The sequence below is a fragment of the Pseudomonas sp. DCB_AW genome (assembly GCF_026240895.1).
In the GTDB taxonomy this organism is placed as follows: Bacteria; Pseudomonadota; Gammaproteobacteria; order Pseudomonadales; family Pseudomonadaceae; genus Aquipseudomonas; species Aquipseudomonas kermanshahensis.
On the sequence record NZ_JAPFCE010000061.1, the window covers coordinates 1 to 18488 of the forward strand.

General features: G+C 62.6%; 14 protein-coding genes. 5 read left to right on the plus strand and 9 right to left on the minus strand.

Annotated elements, in window-relative coordinates:
- The 4 genes from OO306_RS28435 to cobA all read left to right on the plus strand — a co-directional run.
- Window positions 1-114 (plus strand): DNA translocase FtsK (locus OO306_RS28435; RefSeq protein WP_369124842.1); only part of this gene is annotated, 114 nt, incomplete at its 5' end.
- Between the two features lie 139 nt (window positions 115-253).
- Window positions 254-1465: a NarK/NasA family nitrate transporter gene (locus OO306_RS22730; RefSeq protein ID WP_027596667.1), complete on the plus strand. Its 1212-nt coding sequence runs from the start codon at window positions 254-256 to the stop codon at window positions 1463-1465.
- An 8-nt stretch (window positions 1466-1473) separates the two neighbouring features.
- The gene (locus tag OO306_RS22735; protein WP_265969982.1) at window positions 1474-3144 is read left to right on the plus strand and encodes a bifunctional protein-serine/threonine kinase/phosphatase; all 1671 of its coding nucleotides are present in this window, start codon (window positions 1474-1476) and stop codon (window positions 3142-3144) included.
- A 26-nt stretch (window positions 3145-3170) separates the two neighbouring features.
- Window positions 3171-3914, plus strand: coding sequence for a uroporphyrinogen-III C-methyltransferase (gene cobA, locus OO306_RS22740; protein ID WP_265969983.1), 744 nt, complete (start codon window positions 3171-3173; stop codon window positions 3912-3914).
- 107 nt (window positions 3915-4021) lie between these two features.
- Here the strand turns inward: cobA and OO306_RS22745 are convergent, their stop codons facing one another.
- The 8 genes from OO306_RS22745 to ppsA form a co-directional block, all read right to left on the minus strand.
- Complete coding sequence (locus OO306_RS22745) at window positions 4022-5059, minus strand: OmpA family protein (RefSeq protein ID WP_027596670.1); 1038 nt, start codon at window positions 5057-5059, stop codon at window positions 4022-4024.
- A gap of 111 nt (window positions 5060-5170) precedes the next feature.
- Complete coding sequence (gene sigX, locus OO306_RS22750) at window positions 5171-5737, minus strand: RNA polymerase sigma factor SigX (RefSeq protein ID WP_033694384.1); 567 nt, start codon at window positions 5735-5737, stop codon at window positions 5171-5173.
- Between the two features lie 113 nt (window positions 5738-5850).
- On the minus strand, window positions 5851-6675 hold the full coding sequence (locus OO306_RS22755; protein ID WP_027596672.1) for a mechanosensitive ion channel domain-containing protein: 825 nt from the start codon (window positions 6673-6675) through the stop codon (window positions 5851-5853).
- Between the two features lie 2 nt (window positions 6676-6677).
- Window positions 6678-6941, minus strand: coding sequence for a hypothetical protein (locus OO306_RS22760; RefSeq protein ID WP_027596673.1), 264 nt, complete (start codon window positions 6939-6941; stop codon window positions 6678-6680).
- Between the two features lie 187 nt (window positions 6942-7128).
- Window positions 7129-8124 (minus strand): zinc transporter ZntB, encoded by a 996-nt coding sequence (locus OO306_RS22765; protein WP_027596674.1) that lies wholly within the window; start codon window positions 8122-8124, stop codon window positions 7129-7131.
- A 27-nt stretch (window positions 8125-8151) separates the two neighbouring features.
- A complete protein-coding gene (gene rraA, locus OO306_RS22770; RefSeq protein WP_252827172.1) occupies window positions 8152-8643 on the minus strand; it encodes a ribonuclease E activity regulator RraA in 492 nt (163 codons plus the stop codon).
- 214 nt (window positions 8644-8857) lie between these two features.
- Window positions 8858-9850: an alpha/beta fold hydrolase gene (locus OO306_RS22775; RefSeq protein ID WP_265969984.1), complete on the minus strand. Its 993-nt coding sequence runs from the start codon at window positions 9848-9850 to the stop codon at window positions 8858-8860.
- 102 nt (window positions 9851-9952) lie between these two features.
- On the minus strand, window positions 9953-12328 hold the full coding sequence (ppsA, locus tag OO306_RS22780) for a phosphoenolpyruvate synthase (protein ID WP_265969985.1): 2376 nt from the start codon (window positions 12326-12328) through the stop codon (window positions 9953-9955).
- Between the two features lie 177 nt (window positions 12329-12505).
- Between ppsA and OO306_RS22785 the strand changes: the two genes are divergently transcribed.
- Window positions 12506-13324, plus strand: coding sequence for a pyruvate, water dikinase regulatory protein (locus OO306_RS22785; protein ID WP_027596678.1), 819 nt, complete (start codon window positions 12506-12508; stop codon window positions 13322-13324).
- Window positions 13325-13528: 204 nt separating this feature from the next.
- Here the strand turns inward: OO306_RS22785 and OO306_RS22790 are convergent, their stop codons facing one another.
- Complete coding sequence (locus OO306_RS22790) at window positions 13529-18394, minus strand: NAD-glutamate dehydrogenase (protein ID WP_265969986.1); 4866 nt, start codon at window positions 18392-18394, stop codon at window positions 13529-13531.
- Window positions 18395-18488 lie beyond the last annotated feature (94 nt).

The window sequence follows — 18488 nt, forward strand, 5'->3', positions numbered from 1 at the left end:
GGCTACAACCGTGCCGCACGCATGATCGAGGCAATGGAGATGGCCGGCGTGGTCACCCCGATGAACAGCAACGGCTCGCGGGAAGTGATAGCCCCAGGCGGCCCGCGCGATTGATGAACACCTTGCCCATCACCGGTAGCCAACGGCGGTTGCCCCACTTAAATCCCGACAAAGACGTCGCTCACCCTTCCACAGCCGTGGACCGGGTAGCGGCGTCTTTTTCGTTCCGTTGCGTTGCCAAGTGAGGTGTTCAATGAGTACCAGCTTCTGGAAATCCGGGCATGTGCCCACGCTGTTCGCCGCGTTCCTGTATTTCGACCTGAGCTTCATGGTCTGGTACCTGCTCGGCCCACTGGCGGTGCAAATCGCAGCCGACCTGCAATTGAGTGCACAGCAACGGGGCCTGATGGTAGCGACGCCGATCCTGGCCGGCGCAATACTGCGCTTTGCCATGGGGCTGCTGGTTGACCGCCTTTCGCCCAAGACCGCCGGCCTGATCGGCCAGGTGATCGTCATCGTCGCCCTGGCTGGCGCTTGGTACCTGGGCGTACACAGTTATGAGCAGGCCTTGCTGCTAGGGGTGTTCCTGGGCTTTGCCGGCGCCTCGTTCGCGGTTTCGCTGCCGCTGGCCTCGCAGTGGTACCCGCCGCAGCACCAAGGCAAGGCCATGGGCATCGCCGGGGCCGGCAACTCCGGCACGGTGTTCGCCGCTTTGCTGGCTCCCGCCTTGGCTGCAGGCTTTGGCTGGAACAACGTGTTCGGCTTCGCCCTGATCCCGCTGTCACTGACCCTGGTGGTGTTCGCGCTGCTGGCGCGCAACGCGCCCGAGCGGCCCAAGCGCAAAGCCATGGCCGACTACCTCAAGGCCCTCGGTGACCGCGACAGCTGGTGGTTCATGTTCTTCTACAGCGTTACCTTCGGCGGCTTTATCGGCCTGGCCAGTGCCCTGCCCGGCTACTTCAGCGACCAGTATGGCCTGAGCCCGGTTACCGCCGGCTACTACACAGCCGCCTGCGTGTTTGCCGGTAGCCTGATGCGCCCGCTCGGCGGCGCTCTGGCCGATCGCTTTGGCGGCATTCGCACGCTGCTGGGCATGTACAGCGTGGCCGCCATCTGCATCGCGGCCGTAGGCTTCAACTTGCCCAGCGCGGCAGCGGCCCTAGCGCTGTTCGTCAGCGCCATGCTCGGCCTGGGCGCTGGCAATGGCGCCGTGTTCCAGTTGGTGCCACAACGTTTCCGCCAGGAAATCGGGGTAATGACTGGGCTGATCGGCATGGCCGGTGGCATCGGCGGCTTCCTGCTGGCCGCGGGCCTTGGCACCATCAAGCAACACACCGGCGACTATCAATTGGGGCTGTGGCTGTTCGCCAGCCTCGGCTTGCTGGCCTGGTTCGGCCTGCATGGCGTCAAGCAGCGCTGGCGCACCACCTGGGGCTCGGCTGCCGTGACCGCGGCGCGGGTCTGAGCCCCCCCATGAGCCTGCAACTGAGCTTTGCCCACGCCAGCGCCACCGGGCCCCGCGCGGAAAACCAGGATGCCCTGCGCCTGGTCACCCCGGCGCCAGAGCTGGCCGCCAGCAAGGGCTACCTGTTCGCCCTCGCCGACGGTGTCAGCCAATGCGCCGATGGCGGCCTGGCCGCACGGGCCAGCTTGCAGGCGCTGGCCCTGGACTACTACGCCACCCCCGCCACCTGGAGCGTGGCACAGGCGCTGGACCGCCTGTTGCTGGCGCAGAACCGCTGGCTGCGCGCCCAGGGCAGCGGCCAGCCGCTGTTGACCACCCTCAGCGCACTGGTGCTGCGCGGTCGGCGCTTTACCCTGGCGCATGTCGGCGACTGCCGCGTCTACCGCTGGCACCACGGCCGCCTGCAGTGCCTGAGCGAAGACCACGTGTGGGATCAACCGGGCATGCAGCATGTGCTCAAACGCGCACTAGGGCTGGACCAGCACCTGTTGGTCGATTACCTGGAAGGCGAACTGCAGCCAGGCGAGTGCTTCGTGCTCTTGAGCGATGGGGTCTGGGCCAGCCTGGGTGACCAGCACATCCAGTCGGTCTTGCGCGAGCAGCCCGATCTGCAACAGGCGGCCGACACTCTGGTTGCCAGCGCCCACCTCAATGGCAGCCAGGACAACGCCAGCGCCTTGTTGGTGCAGGTTGAACAACTGGGGCCGACCAACCTGGGCGATACCTTGGCACAGCTGCAGCAGTGGCCTGTGCCCGGCCCCCTTCGCGAAGGCCAGGTGATCGATGGCTGGCAGATCGAGACGCTGCTCTCGCACAGCCGTCAATCCCTGCTGTACCGGGCACGCGACGGCCACGGCCACGCATGGCTGCTCAAGACCCTGCCCGCTGCCCGCGAACAGGAGCCTGGGGCAGCGCAAGGGCTGCTGATGGAAGAGTGGTTCCTGCGCAGGGTGGCCGGGCGGCACTTCCCTGAACTGCACGTCGCCAGCCAGCGCCAGCACCTGTACTACGTGATGCGCGAATACCCCGGCCAAAGCCTTTCGGCGCTGCTCAACCAGCACGGGCCGCTGCCGCTGGCGCAGTGGCTGGAAATGGCCCGTCAACTGCTGCAAGCCGTCGGCGTGCTGCATCGGCGCAACTTGCTGCACCGCGACATCAAACCAGAAAACCTGCACCTGGGCGCCGATGGCCAACTGCGCCTGCTGGACTTCGGTTTGGCCTACTGCCCTGGCCTGTCCGAAGACCCGCAGCACGAGCTGCCCGGCACGCCCTCCTTCATCGCCCCGGAAGCCTTCGAAGGCCAGCCCCCCAGCCCGCGGCAAGACCTCTATGCCGCCGGCGTGACGCTCTATCACCTGCTGACCGGGCACTACCCCTATGGCGAAGTGGAGCCGTTCCAGCGGCCACGCTTCGGCCAGCCGGTCAATGCCTCGCGCTATCGCCCTGATCTGCCGGAATGGTTGCAGCACAACCTGCTGCAAGCGGTGGCGGCCGACCCGGCGCACCGCTTTGAAACCGCTGAACACTGGTTGCTGCTGCTCGAACGCGGCGACCGCCAGGATGCGCCTAATCGCCCCCGGCCGTTGCTGGAGCGCGAACCGCTGAAAGTCTGGCGCACCCTGGCCCTGCTGTCCCTGCTGTGTAACCTGATACTGCTGCTCACCCTGCTCAAGGGCTGAGTCGCCTTGCCGATGAGGAAACGTTGATGAATGCAAAAGTCTGGCTGGTCGGTGCTGGCCCTGGCGACCCCGAACTGCTGACCCTCAAGGCCGTGCGTGCACTGCAGCACGCCCAGGTGGTGATGATCGACGACCTGGTGAACCCCGCCGTGCTGGAGCATTGCCCACAGGCACGGGTGATTGCCGTGGGCAAGCGCGGTGGCTGCCGCTCCACGCCGCAGGCCTTTATCCAGCGCCTGATGTTGCGCCATGCGCGCCAGGGGCGCTGTGTGGTACGGCTCAAAGGCGGCGACCCGTGCATCTTCGGTCGGGGTGGCGAAGAGGCTGCCTGGCTGCAAGGCCATGGCATCGAGGTCGAGCTGGTCAACGGCATCACAGCAGGCTTGGCGGGGGCGACGCAATGCGGCATATCACTGACCTCACGCGGGGTGAGCCGCGGCGTGACGCTGGTAACCGCACATACCCAGGATGACAGCGACCTGAACTGGGCGGCGCTGGCGCAGGGTGGTACGACGCTGGTGGTGTACATGGGTGTAGCGCGGCTGGAGCAGATTCGCCAAGGGCTGCTGCACGGTGGCATGGCGCCCCATATGCCGGTGGCGATGATCGAGAATGCGTCATTGCCGCAGCAGCGTGAATGCCGCAGTGATGTGCAGGGGATGGTTGACGATGCGCGGGCGTTCGGGCTCTGCAGCCCGGCGATACTGGTGATTGGCGAGGTGGTTGGAGTTGCTCAGGCACAGCTGATGGAATGGTCAGCCGCTGGCTAGCGGCGTGTTGCTTGTGCTGGCCTCTTCGCTGGCAAGCCAGCACCCATGAAATCGCAGGCAAAGAAAAACCCGGCCGAGGCCGGGTTTTTCATGAAGCATCGAACCAATTACTTGGCTTGGGCTTCTACTTGCGCTTCAACGCGACGGTTAACAGCGCGACCTTCTTCGGTGGCGTTGTCAGCAACCGGACGGGTCTCACCGTAGCCAACCGAGTCAACACGGCTCGATTCTACGCCGTACTGCTGGGTCAGGACTTGCTTGACAGCGTTGGCACGACGCTCGGACAGCTTCTGGTTGTAAGCGTCTGGACCTACGGAGTCAGTGTGACCTTCAACCACGGTGGTGGTTTGTGGGTACTGCTTCATGAAGTCAGCCAGGTTCTTGATGTCGCCGTAGCTGTTTGGCTTGACGACCGACTTGTCGAAGTCGAACTTGACGTCCAGCTCAACACGAACGACTTCGGCAACAGCCGGGCAGCCGTCGGCGTCAACGGTAACGTTGGCCGGGGTGTCTGGGCACTTGTCGACGTTGTCGCACACGCCGTCGTTGTCGCTGTCGGAGCAGACTTCAGCTACTGGAGCCGGAGCTGGAGCAACTTTGCCACCGCTGCCACCGAAGTTCAGACCAACACCAACGGATGGGCCCCACTCGGTGTTGCCGTTGTCGATGTTGTACATGGCTTCAACGCCAGCACGGGCGAAGAACATGTCGGTGATGTACCACTTGGCGCCAGCGCCAACGTTGGCGAAGGTGGAGTGGTCGCGGCCGCTACGGGTAGCTTGGCCCAGGCTCTCGTGAGCGAAACCAGCGGAAACGTACGGACGCAGAGCATCGCCTACGGTACCGAAGTGGTAGGTAGCGTCGAGCTTGGCTTTCGAACCTTTGATGTCTTTGTTGAAGACTTCACCACGAGCGTTGTGAGTCTCGTTGTAGCCCAGGTCCAGGGAGACGTCGTCGGTCAGGAAGTAACCGAGGCGAACACCAGGATTGGTGCCGTCGTTCTTGAAGTTACGCTCGCTGTCGTAGTACTGCTTGGTAACGTTACCTTCGATTTCGACTGCGCCTTGGCCTTGAGCCAGAACGCCGAACGAAGTAGCGGCTACGAGCGAGCCAATGGCCAAGCCCAAGGTGTTTTTCAATTTCATCCGTTAAATCCCCATCTGGTGATAGTTAAGCAGTCCCACCAACAACAAGGGGGACAACTCGACGGCTAGTCTAGCAGAACTCGCCGATTCGTTAGAGATTATTGCACGCGCTTAAGTTTCATCCAGCCCGTGAAATTTCTCTCGAAGCTTGTCTAGCGCGCGCTTGTAACGCATTTTCGTCGCGCTCAGGCCCATGTGCATGATATCCGCGATTTCCTGAAATTCCAGCTCTGCGACAAATCGCAGCACCAGGATTTCCCGATCGATCGGGTTCACATGCACGAGCCATTTGTCCAGCCCGCCTTTTTCTTCGGGTTTGGGTGCCTTGTCTTCGGACGCCTCTTCAATAGGGTCCAGACTCAAGGCATCCATCAACCGACGTTTGCGTCGCTCCTTGCGGTACTGGGTAATGCACTCGTTGTAGGTGATGCTGTAGAGCCAGGTTTTGAACTTCGATTTACCTTCGAAGTTTTTCAGCCCGTACAGCACTTTCAGCATCACTTCCTGACAGACATCGTCGGCATCCCGGTCGTTCCCCAAATAACGTGCACAGACGTTGAACAGGGTCCGCTGGTAGCGCCGCATGAGCTCCTCATAGGCGCGGGTAACGTGGTACAGCTCCTCATGCGAACGCGCCACCAACTCTTCGTCGGTGAGCTCGCGGGGGTCATAACGCATGGGCGGCGAATGAACTTTATTCAAAACGGATCTGGCCGACAGTCAGGTCAATGTCGCCGCTCGACCCCGTGGGGTCGATTTCGCGGCGGCATACATTAACAGCTTTTGTGCGGTTAGCGGCTATTGACACGCTGCTCAAGCAACACGCGGTTAGACAGCGACACCAGTTCGCCATCATCGGTCAACAGCGTCGTCTTCACCGTGCCGATTTCCTCGATATGCCCTTCGACCTCTCCAATCCGCACCTGCTGGCCGACTTGGTACAGCTCGCGCACGTAGATGCCGGCCAGAATTTGCCCAGCGATTTCGCGGCTGCCGAGGCCCATGGCCAAGGCAACGGCCAGACCAACGGTAATCAGCCCGATGACGATCACGTGGTTCAGCAGGTCGGTCTTGACCTCGAGCTGGCTGATGGCCACCGAGATGCTGATGATGATCACCAGGCCTTGGGTGATACGCCCAATACCGGCGGAATACTCAAGGCCAATGCCTTCGGCTGCACCGCGCACCAGGCCATTAGCCACCTGCGCCAGCAGCACGCCGGCCAGCAGCACCAGCGCCGCGCCGAACACTTTAGGCAGGTACAGGGCGAGCATGTCGAGGGTCGCCGACACCCGCTCAAGGCCCAGCGATTCAGCGGCCGAAACGAGGAAGATCAGCAACACGAACCAGTAGACGATCTTGCCGATCAGGGTCGATATCGGCACCTGGATGCCACCCCGGCTCAACATCTTGGTCAGCCCGGTACCGGCCATCAGGCGGTCCAAGCCAAGCTTGGCGAGCAATTTGGAGAGCAGCGCATCGAGCAGCTTGGCCACCACGAAACCGAGCAGCACCACCACCAGCGCGCCGAACAGGTTAGGGATGAAGTTCGCCACCTTGGTCCAAAGGGCCGTCATGGCAGTGACCAGGCTTTGGGTCCAGAGATCCAGTTCCATATTCAATCGGCCTTATCTGCTTTGCTGCCGCTGGCAGCGTTGCGGGTAGAGTTTCTACGCACGGGCGCAACATGCGCCGAGCCATTGTTGACGGCAATCAGCAGCGCCTGGCTCCAACGGCCAAGCAGGCTGAACAGATCACCCGCACCGACCTGGCGGTTGGCGGTTTTCAGCACACGACCCAAGCAGGCGGCGTCATCTCGGTCCTGGCCGGACGGTGACGCCTTGAGCAGGTCGCGCAGGGATTCTTCAAACGGATCGTGCATGGGCACCTCGCGCAGTATCAGCAAGAGACGAGATGGCACAGCGATGGGTCACACATCGCCTTGGGACGAATGTTTCAAAATGAACACGCGTTGGATTCTTCGCGGGCAAGCCCGCTCCCACAGGGATCGCGCTGCAAGATAAATCAATGCAATGCCCGCGAAGAGGCCAGTACAGGTCAATAGCCATTCACACCCACCGCAACCGCCGGAACAGCCACCACTGCCCCACTGCCAAGCCCAGCACCAGCAGGCTGGCGAACAGGAAGCCATACGGGCTGTTCGACCCCGGAATACCGCCGACGTTGATGCCGAGCAGCCCGGTGACGAAGCTCATGGGCAGGAAAATACAGGTGATGATGCCGAAGCGGTACATGGTCCGGTTCATCCGCTCGCTGCGGCGCCGGTCCTCGCTCTCAAGCACCAGCGCGGCCCGCTCGCGGGTCAGCTCGAGCTCTTCGAGGTAGCGGATCAGGCTGTTGTTCAACTCGTTCCAGTAGTCGGCATCGGCATCGGCGAACCAGCTCCACTTGCTGCGTGACAGCTGGGCGTAGATTTCACGCTGCGGCGCCAGAAAACGCCGCAGGCCAGCGGCCCGACGGCGGATCTGCTGCAGGCTGCCCTGCTCTGGAGTGTACCGTTCGTCGGATTCGACCTTTTCTTCTTCGAGATCAACCAATTCGGACAGGTCGCTGACCAGGCCCTGGACCTTTTCGGTCAGCAGTTCCCCCATCAACAGCAACAACTCGGAAGCCGACTTAGGCCCCCTGCCCTCGCTGAGCAACTGCAGAATTTCGTCGCTGGCCCGCAGCGGCCGCAGGCGCAGCGAGATGACCCGCTGCGCCTCGGCGAAAATGCGCACCGAAACCATGTCTTCAGGCTCGGCGCCCGGGTTGAGGTTGACCCCGCGCAAAAACAGCAACAACTGTTCATCCACCAGCGGCAGCAAGCGCGGCCGGGTGTTTTCTTCCAGCAGCAAATCGCAGGCAAACTCGCTCAGGCCGCTGTCGCGCAGCAGCCAGGTACGGGTTTGCGGGTGGCTGCGGTCCCAGTGCAGCCAGAGGCTTTCCTGGGGGTGCAGTTGCAGGTCGTCCAGTTCGGTACGGGCAATCGAGCGCGCGCCGCCTTTGCCATCGAGCACCAGGGCATGCACCAGCCCCCACTGCGCGTTGTCTTCCTCGAACATCAAAGCTCCATCAGCGCGTGCGGCGCATCACTCCGGCATTTTCAGCGGGCTTGGCGAGACCAGCACGCCATTGTTGTCGGCATATACGTATTCACCCGAGCGGAAGGTCACGCCGGCGAAGGTCACTGGCACGTCGAGCTCGCCGATGCCGCGCTTGTTGCTCTTCTTCGGGTGGCTGGCCAGGGCCTGCACGCCGACGTCGGTCTGGATCAGGATGTCCACGTCGCGTACGCAGCCGTAGATCACCAAGCCTTCCCAGCCATTTTTGGCAGCCTTCTCGGCCAGCATGTCGCCCAGCAGCGCACAGCGCAGCGAACCGCCGCCGTCGACCACCAGCACCTTGCCCTTGCCGTCGAGTTCGACCTGCTCCTTGACCAGCGAGTTGTCTTCGAAGCATTTGAGGGTGACGATTTGGCCGCCGAACGAATCGCGGCCGCCGAAGTTGCTGAACATGGGTTCGAGCACCTGGATCAGGTCCGGGTAGGCGTCGCAGAGGTCGGGCGTTACGTAATGCTGCATGGGAAGCTCCTGTCAGTCACAACGAAAGCGGGTGTGGGCCAAGGCTACACCGGAGAGGCTGTCGCAGTCATCCAGGACTGAGTGGTCAGCTTGTGCCTGTACCGGCCCTTTCGCGGGCAAGCCCGCTCCTACAGGAATACCACTGGCCTAGGAGCTGCAGTGATCCTGTGGGAGCGGGCTTGCCCGCGAAAGGGCCAGTAAAGGCTGCACAGAATCAGCTGGCCAACACAGGCTCCGCCATCACAATCGAAGCATGCACGGGCACCAAGGGGTCCCTCAACCAGCGCTCCACCAACGGCCAGACCTGAGCCTGGGCCGCCTTGCTGACCAGCATGTCGACATGCCCGAACGCCTCGAAGCCTTCCTCGCGCCCCAGCCGCAGAAACTGCTTGCTCGACCCGCCCAACTGTTCGAACAGCTTGCGGCAAGCCCATACAGGGTCCTGGAAGTCGCCCGCGCCGGCCACGGCCAGCACCGGCACATCGACCCGTGCAAGCCCGGCCCACCAATCATTGTCCTTGTCGCCAAAGCGCCCGAACAGGCCATGCCAGCGCATGCTTTCGAGGGCCAGGCCGATCGGCTCGTCCTCGGGGCCACGCTTTAAGCGCTGCCCCGGAATCTGCCGCCAGCGCTTGAGCAAAAACTTCGCCCCCCACACCACCGGCGGCACTTTCAAGGGCCAGTACACGCGGCTGACCTGGGTGCCGAAGAACGCCGCGCTGGCGACCTGCTCAGGTGGCAAATACCCGCCACCCAGTGCGGCGGCCAGGGTGGTACCGCCCAGGGAATGGCCAACCCAGTGCGGCGCCTGGCCGGCCTGCTCCTGAACGAATGCAGCAATCAAGGGCAAGTCATCGCGGGCATAGTCGGCGACACGGTTGTGCTGCCACTGGCGATTGCGCGGCGACAGGCCATGGCCACGCATCTCCGGGATCCACACATCGAAACCTGCGCGGGCGAGAAACGCACCCAGGCCGATGCCTTTGGGCGAATACCAGAAACGGCGGTTGGAGAAACTGCCGTGCAAGAGAATGACCGGTACGCCCTGGGCGCCTGGCTGGTCGGCCAACCCAAGGCGGGTCACGGCCAGCTCGACGCTCGGGTCGGGGCTGTTGCCAGCCTTGATCCGGTACACATCCTCGCTCAAGTCGCCTCGGCGCTCTGCGCTGAGCAAGGCCACGGGAAATAAAGTGCTGCTGCTATGCATAAGGTTGCTTGGTGCACAAAAAAGGGCGGGAACCATTACTGGAACTCGCCCTGGATAAAACCAGGCGGGAGCGCGCCAGACGCGCCCCCGCAATTCACTGCATCAGGCTGCGCCCTGGCCCTCGGCCAGGAAGAACCAGGTCTCGAGCACCGAGTCCGGGTTCAGCGACACGCTTTCGATGCCCTGCTCCATCAGCCATTTGGCCAGGTCTGGGTGGTCCGATGGGCCCTGGCCGCAGATGCCGATGTACTTGCCGGCCTTGTTGCACGCCTGGATGGCGTTGGCCAGCAGCTTCTTGACGGCAGGGTTACGCTCGTCGAACAGGTGCGCAATGATCCCCGAGTCACGGTCCAGGCCCAGGGTCAGCTGGGTCAGGTCGTTAGAGCCGATCGAGAAGCCGTCGAAGTATTCCAGGAACTCTTCGGCCAGAATCGCGTTGGACGGCAGCTCGCACATCATGATCACGCGCAGGCCATTGTCGCCACGGGCCAGGCCGTTTTCGGCCAACAGGTCGATGACCTGGCTGGCTTCGCCCAAGGTGCGCACGAACGGCACCATGATTTCGACGTTGGTCAGGCCCATTTCGTTGCGCACGCGCTTAAGCGCGCGGCATTCGAGCTCGAAGCAGTCACGGAACGATTCGCTGATGTAACGCGAAGCGCCACGGAAGCCCAGCATCGGGTTTTCTTCTTCCGGCTCGTACAGCTTGCCGCCGATCAGGTTGGCGTATTCGTTGGACTTGAAGTCCGACAGGCGCACGATGACCTTTTTCGGGTAGAAGGCTGCCGCCAGGGTGCTGATGCCTTCGACCAGCTTCTCGACATAGAAGCCGACCGGGTCGTCGTAACCGGCGATGCGCTTGTCGACGCTGTCCTTGAGCTCTGCCGGCAGGCCGGCATAGTTCAGCAGCGCCTTGGGGTGCACGCCGATCATGCGGTTGATGATGAACTCCAGGCGCGCCAGGCCGACACCGGCGTTGGGCAGCTGGGCGAAGTCGAAGGCACGGTCCGGGTTGCCGACGTTCATCATGATCTTGAACGGCAGGTCCGGCATGGCGTCGACCGAGTTCTGCTTGATGTCGAAGCCCAGCTCGCCTTCGAAGATGAAGCCGGTATCGCCTTCGGCGCAGGAGACCGTCACGCCCTGGCCGTCCTTGAGCAGCTGGGTGGCGTTGCCGCAACCGACAACGGCCGGAATACCCAGCTCACGGGCAATGATCGCCGCGTGGCAGGTACGCCCGCCACGGTTGGTGACGATGGCGCTGGCGCGCTTCATGACCGGTTCCCAGTCCGGGTCGGTCATGTCGGAGACCAGCACGTCGCCCGGCTGGACCTTGTCCATTTCCGACACGTCGTTGATCACGCGGACCTTGCCGGCGCCGATACGCTGGCCGATGGCGCGGCCTTCGACCAGTACGGTGCCTTTCTCTTTGAGCAGGTAGCGTTCCATGACATTGGCGCTGGAACGGCTTTTTACGGTTTCAGGGCGGGCCTGAACGATGTACAGCTTGCCGTCGTCACCGTCTTTGGCCCACTCGATGTCCATCGGGCGCTGATAGTGCTGCTCGATGATCATGGCCTGCTTGGCCAGTTCGTTGACTTCGGCGTCGCTCAGGCAGAAGCGGGCGCGTTCGGCGCGGTCGACTTCGACGGTCTTGACCGAACGACCGGCCTTGGCCTCGTCGCCGTAGATCATCTTGATCGCCTTGCTGCCCAGGTTGCGGCGCAGAATGGCCGGGCGGCCGGCCTGCAAGGTTTGCTTGTGTACGTAGAACTCGTCAGGGTTGACCGCACCCTGCACGACGGTTTCACCCAGGCCATAGGCGCCGGTGATGAACACCACGTCGCGGAAGCCCGACTCGGTGTCGAGGGTGAACATCACACCGGCGGTGCCGGTCTCGGAACGGACCATGCGCTGCACGCCGGCCGACAGGGCCACCAGCTTGTGGTCGAAGCCCTGGTGCACGCGGTAGGCAATGGCGCGGTCGTTGAACAGCGAGGCGAACACTTCCTTGGCCGCGCGGATCACGTTGTCGACGCCGCGGATGTTGAGGAAGGTTTCTTGCTGACCGGCAAACGAGGCGTCCGGCAGGTCTTCGGCGGTGGCCGAAGAACGCACGGCAACGGCCATGTTGTCGTTGCCAGCGGCCATTTCGGCGAAGGCCGTACGGATTTCCGCATCCAGACGCGCCGGGAATTCAGCTTCCATGACCCACTGGCGAATCTGCGCGCCGGTTTTGGTCAGGGCGTTGATGTCATCCACGTCCAGCGCATCGAGTGCGGCATGGATCCGGTCGTTGAGACCACTCTGTTCGAGAAAATCGCGGTACGCCTGCGCCGTAGTGGCAAAGCCGCCCGGCACCGATACACCAGCACCCGCAAGGTTGCTGATCATCTCGCCCAGGGATGCGTTCTTGCCCCCCACATGCTCCACATCATGGACGCCGAGCTTATCGAGGGAAACTACGTACTCTACCAAGGTGATCTCTCCACTAACTGTGTTGGAAAAGCTCAAAGGCGCCCGCCTGTCTGCTTTGACTTGGCCGGGCGTTTGTGGCCTGTACCTGGAAAATAAGTGAGAATGCCGACAGCCGCATTCGGCAAACCGAACTTATCATATCCAAGAAACGTCATCAGCTTAAGGCCCAGGGTGCAAATGAAAAGAACCGCGTTCTTCATCTCCGACGGCACCGGCATCACCGCCGAGACCCTGGGGCAAAGCTTGCTCGCTCAATTCGAAAGCATTCCGTTCAACAAATTCACCCGTCCCTACATCGATACGCCAGACAAAGCGCGCACCATGGTGCAGCAAATCAACGCTGCCGCCGAGCGCGATGGTGTGCGCCCTATCATCTTCGACACCATCGTCAATCAGGACATCCGCGAGATCCTGGCTACCTCGAATGGCTTCATGATCGACATCTTTTCGTCGTTTTTATCCCCGCTCGAGCAAGAATTGACCGCCCATTCGTCGTATTCCGTCGGCAAATCCCACTCGATTGGCGGCAACTCCAACTACATGGAGCGTATCGAGGCGGTCAACTTCGCCCTAGACAACGATGATGGCGCACGCACGCACTACTACGACAAGGCCGACCTGATTCTGGTCGGCGTCTCACGCTGCGGCAAGACGCCAACCTGCCTGTACATGGCCATGCAATTCGGTATTCGTGCGGCCAACTACCCGCTGACCGAAGATGACATGGAGCGCCTGCAACTGCCGGCGGTGCTGAAAAAGCACCACAGCAAGCTGTTTGGCCTGACCATCGACCCGGACCGCCTGACGGCCATCCGCCACGAGCGCAAGCCCAACAGCCGCTATTCCAGCTTTGCCCAGTGCGAGTTCGAGGTGCGCGAGGTAGAGAGCCTGTTCCGGCGGGAGAACATTCCCAATATCAATTCCACGCATTTTTCGGTGGAAGAGATTTCGGCGAAGATTCTGGTGGAGAAAGGTGTGGAGCGGCGGTTCAAGTAAGCCTGTAGGAGCGGCCTTGTGTCGCGAAAGGGGTGCGAAGCGCCCCCACGATTTGCGCATCAGGCTGATATTGCCGGGGCCGCTATGCGGCCCTTTCGCGACACAAGGCCGCTCCTACAAAGACCCGATCACCTGCTAGGTCGGACAATTACAAATAGAAAGCCCCGGCATCGCTGCCGGGGCTTTTTCATTTCAGACCACCGATCAGGACGGCACCACCACCGCCTGCCCGCTCATGGCCAGGTCGACCAGCTCGCGGTTGGCCACCGCGTACATCGCATAGTCAGTCCCGGTGGCATTGCGCAGGTCATCCAGCATCGCGCGCCAGCGCTCGACCATCACCCGGTGCTGCTCGGCCCACAGCGCCACGCGGGCATCCATGTCCTGCGGTGCATCGACCATCTGCAGCACAGAAATGGTGATCGCCCGCTGCTGCAGGTCGATATCGTCGCGGAACGCCTCGCGGGCCAAGGCCTGCCAGTTGTTTTCCACCGGCAGGTTGCTGATCTCCTGCAGGTACCAGGTCAGGTCTAGCGAGCTGCCCACGGCGAAGAACGCCTTGGCCACCTGCGCCGGGTCATGGCCGGTCACATCCGCCGCCTCGATGATCGGCAACAAGGTGTACAGGTGGCTGGTACCGGCCACCATGCGCGCCAGCAGCTCCGGCACACCGGCGTCGACGAAGCCCTGGTAGCGCACCATCCAGCGCTCGCGGGTCGGGCCTTCCAGCAGTTCGTCGAGCTTGAGCCCCAGTTGCGCGATTTTCGGCCCGAAATGCGCGGTATCACGCCCGGCATCCTGCTCGTTGCGGCGGCTGCGCAGGAACCAGCGCGTGGCACGGCGGCCCAGGCGCATCAACTCGTCCATCAGGGTCAGCTGGATTTCGGCCGGCACCTGATAGTCCAGCGCTTCGATCTGACGGAACCAGTGCGGCAGGTGGAAGATGTCGCGCACGATCACATAGGCGCCCGCCACGTTGGCCGGGCTCATGCCGGTCGATTCCTTCAGGCGCTGGACGAAGGTGATGCCCATGTTGTTGACCAGGTCGTTGGCGATCTGGGTGCTGACGATCTCGCGTTTCAGGCGATGACGGCGCATGGACTCGGCAAACTTGCTGACCAGTGACGGCGGGAACGCGGTCTCCATGTCGCGGGTCAGGTAATCGTCGTCCGGCACCAGCGACTTCAGCAGTTGCTCCTTGAGGTCGATCTTGCTGTACGAGATCAGCACCGACAGCTCGGCACGGGTCAGGCCCTGGCCAGCCGCCAGGCGCTCGGCCAGTTGCTCTTCGGACGGCAGGAACTCGATGGCACGGTCGAGCTTGCCACGCCCTTCCAGGTCCGCCATCAGGCGCTTGTATTCGGCAATCCGCTCGCGAGCGCGGCGGGCCGCCAGGGACAACGCCTGGGTCTGCTTGTAGTTGTTGCCCAGCACCAGCGCGCCGACTTCTTCGGTCATGCTGCCGAGCAGCTGGTTGCGCTGCTTCTCGGTCATGTCGCCACCCTGCACCACTTCATTGAGCAGGATCTTGATATTGACCTCGTGGTCCGAGCAGTCCACGCCGCCGGCGTTGTCGATGAAGTCGGTGTTGGTCGCGCCGCCATTGAGGCCGAACTCGACCCGGCCAAGCTGGGTCATGCCCAGGTTGCCGCCCTCGCCCACCACCTTGCAGCGCAGCTCGTTGCCGTTGACGCGCAGGGCGTCGTTGGCCTTGTCGCCGACATCGGCGTGGCTCTCGCTGCTGGCCTTGACATAAGTGCCGATGCCGCCGTTCCACAGCAGGTCGACTGGCGCCTTGAGCAGTGCATTGAGCAGCTCGGTCGGGGTCAGGCGGTCGGCTTCGATGGCAAAGCGTTCTTTCATCTGCGGGCTGATGGCAATGCTCTTGGCACTGCGCGGGAAGATCCCGCCGCCTTCGGACATAATGCTGGTGTCGTAGTCGCTCCAGGCCGAACGCGGCAGGTCGAACAGGCGCTTGCGCTCGGCGAAGCTGTTGGCCGGCTCCGGGTTCGGGTCGATGAAGATGTGCAGGTGGTTGAACGCCGCCACCAGCTTGAGTTTGTCTGACATCAGCAAGCCATTGCCGAACACGTCGCCGGCCATGTCGCCGACGCCGATCACGGTAATCGGGTCTTCCTGCACGTTGATGCCGCGCTCGCGGAAGTGGCGCTGTACACCCACCCAGGCGCCACGGGCGGTGATGCCCATCTTCTTGTGGTCATAACCGGCCGAGCCGCCCGAGGCAAAGGCGTCGCCCAGCCAGAAGCCGTAATCGATGGCGATGCCGTTGGCGATGTCCGAGAACGTCGCGGTGCCTTTGTCGGCGGCCACTACCAGGTACGGATCGTCTTCATCGTGCCGCACCACGTTGGCCGGCGGCACCACGCCCCCGTCCTTGAGGTTGTCGGTGATGTCGAGCAGGCCAGAAATGAAGATGCGGTAGCAGGCAATGCCTTCGGCAGCGATCTCGTCACGGCTGCCACCCAGGGGCAGGCGGCGCGGCAGGAAGCCGCCTTTGGCGCCGACTGGCACGATGACCGAGTTCTTCACCTGCTGGGCCTTGACCAGGCCGAGCACCTCGGTGCGGAAGTCTTCCTCGCGGTCCGACCAGCGCAGGCCGCCACGGGCGACGTTGCCGAAGCGCAGGTGCACGCCTTCGACCCGTGGCGAATAAACGAAGATCTCGAACTTGGGTACCGGCTTTGGCAGCTCGGGGATCAGCTTGGGGTTGAACTTGAAGCTGAAGTACGACTTGTTCTGGCCGTTGGCATCGGGCTGGTAGAAGTTGGTGCGCAGGGTGGCCTTGATCAGGTCCAGGTAGCGACGCAGGATGCGGTCTTCGTTGAGCACCTGAACATCGTCCAGCGCCGTCAAGATCGCCTGCTCCAGACGCTGCTGCTTGTCGTCCAGGTCGTCTTGAGTCAGTTTGCGCGCCAGGTAGAAGCGGGTCTTGAACAACCGGGTCAGTTCGCGAGCGATACCGGTGTGGTTGTTCAAGGTGCTGGCGATGTAGCCCAGGTCGAAGCCCAGGCGGATCTGCTTGAGGTAACGGGCATACGCACGCAGCAGCGCCACATCGCGCCACGGCAGGCCGGCGGTCAGCACCAGGCGGTTGAAGGCGTCGTTCTCGGCATCGCCGCGGACGATGTGGATGAAGGCGTCCTGCAGGGTGTCGTTGAGCTGCTGGATATCCAGGCTCAGGCCTTCGCTGTAGGTGAAGGCGAAGTCATGGATCCAGTACTCACGGCCATTGGCGTGGCGCAGGCGATATGGGAACTCGCCAAGCACGCGCAAACCGAGGTTTTCCAGAATCGGCAAGACATCGGACAGCGCCAGCGGGGTGTCGGCGTGGTACAGCTTGCAATGCAGGGTACGCTCGCCGACCTGGGTCAGCGGCTGGTAGAAGCTCATGGCCAGCGGCTTGCTTTCAGACAACCCCAGCACATGCTGCAGGTCGACCACGGCCGAGTGCGCCGCGAAGCGCTCGCGGTAGCCCGCCGGGAAACCTTTGGGGAAGTCGGCCAGGATGTTGGTGCCCTGGGCTTCGCCGAAGTTTTCTACCACCAGGGTCGAGTAATCGTCTTGCCACGAGCGGCAGGCCTGGATCACTTCGTTTTCCAGTTGCTGCGGGTCGATGTCGATGCGGTTCTTCGGGTCGACCCGCAAAATCAGCTGCACGCGCGCCAACACCGATTCGGAGAAGAAGGTCCAGAACTCGCAGTCGCTGGCTTTGAGGCGCTCCATCAGCACCTGCTGGATCTTCTGCCGCACTTCGGTGGAGTAGACCTCGCGCGGCACGTAGGCCAGGCAGTAGCAGAAGCGGCCGTAAGGGTCTTTGCGCAGGAACACGCGAATCTTGTTGCGCTCCTGGATCTGCACGATGGCCATGACCGTGCTGAACAGCTCGTCGATCGGGGTCTGGAACAGGTCGTCGCGCGGCAGCACTTCGAGCACCTGGGCCAGTTCCTTGCCCAGGTGAGCCTTGGGGTCGAAGCCAGAACGGCGCTCGACTTCGGCAACCTTGACCCGAATGTACGGGATGGCATGCACGCTCTCGCCATACACCGAGGAGGTGTACAAGCCCATGAAGCGGTGTTCTTTGACCACCTTGCCATCCGCGTCCAGCTGGCGGATCGACACGTAGTCCGGGTAGGCCGGGCGGTGCACGCGGCTGGGCAGCGCGGCCTTGGCGAAGGACAGCAGCAGCGGCTCGTTGAGGTAGGCTACGGCGTAGTCTTCGATACGCAGCTCTTCAGGCGTCAGTCCCACGCGCAGGCGACGAGGCAGGCCAAGGAACGATTGTTCGTCGTAGACCATCTGGCCGCCATCGCTGCCGCCCTGGACGGTGAATTCTTCGTAGCCGAGGAAGGTGAAATGGTTGTCCAGCAGCCACTCGAGAAACGCCTTCACCTCGCCTTTGTCATGCTGCGCCGGGCCAAACGCGGTCTGTTCCACCAGCGCCACGACTTCGCGCAGCTTGGCCTTCATCGGTTCGAAATCGGCGACCGCTACCCGCACTTCGGCCAGCACTTGTTCGATTTCACGGGCCAGCACCGTCAGTTCGGCGGCGTTGGCGCAGCGGTCGATCTCCAGGTACATCAGCGACTCATGGCGCACGCCTTCACCGTGGGTACCCTTGGGCAGCAGTTCCAGCAACTCGCCTTTGGCACCGCGGCGTACGCTCAGTACCGTGGTTTGCAGGGTGTGGATGCTGTAGCCCCGGCGGTTGAGCTCGGTGCGCACCGAGTCGACCAGGAAGGGTAAATCATGGTGCAGCACCTCGACCACGGTGTGGGTCGATTGCCAGCCGTTGCGTTCGTAATCAGGGTTGTACACCCGCACTTGAGGTTGTTCGGCGTCGAAGCGCTCGATGATGCGCCAGGCAGAAAGGGTACAGCCAGCCAGGTCGGAAAGCCTGCGCTGGGTGAGTTCGTCCATAGAGATGATGCCGAAGAACTGTTCGGCGAACAGCGCCACTTGTGGCAGTGCCTGTTCGCTGATGTGCTGCGCCAGAGCCGCTTGCAGTTGATGCTGGAAGTCGGCCTTGCTGGCTGCGGTGAAAAACGCCATCTGTGGTACTCCGCTTGGGCTTTGTAATAATTGAAGCGTCGCTCGCGTGCGCCGTGTACGGATCAACGATAGCCAACCCGTGGCATGGCGGACG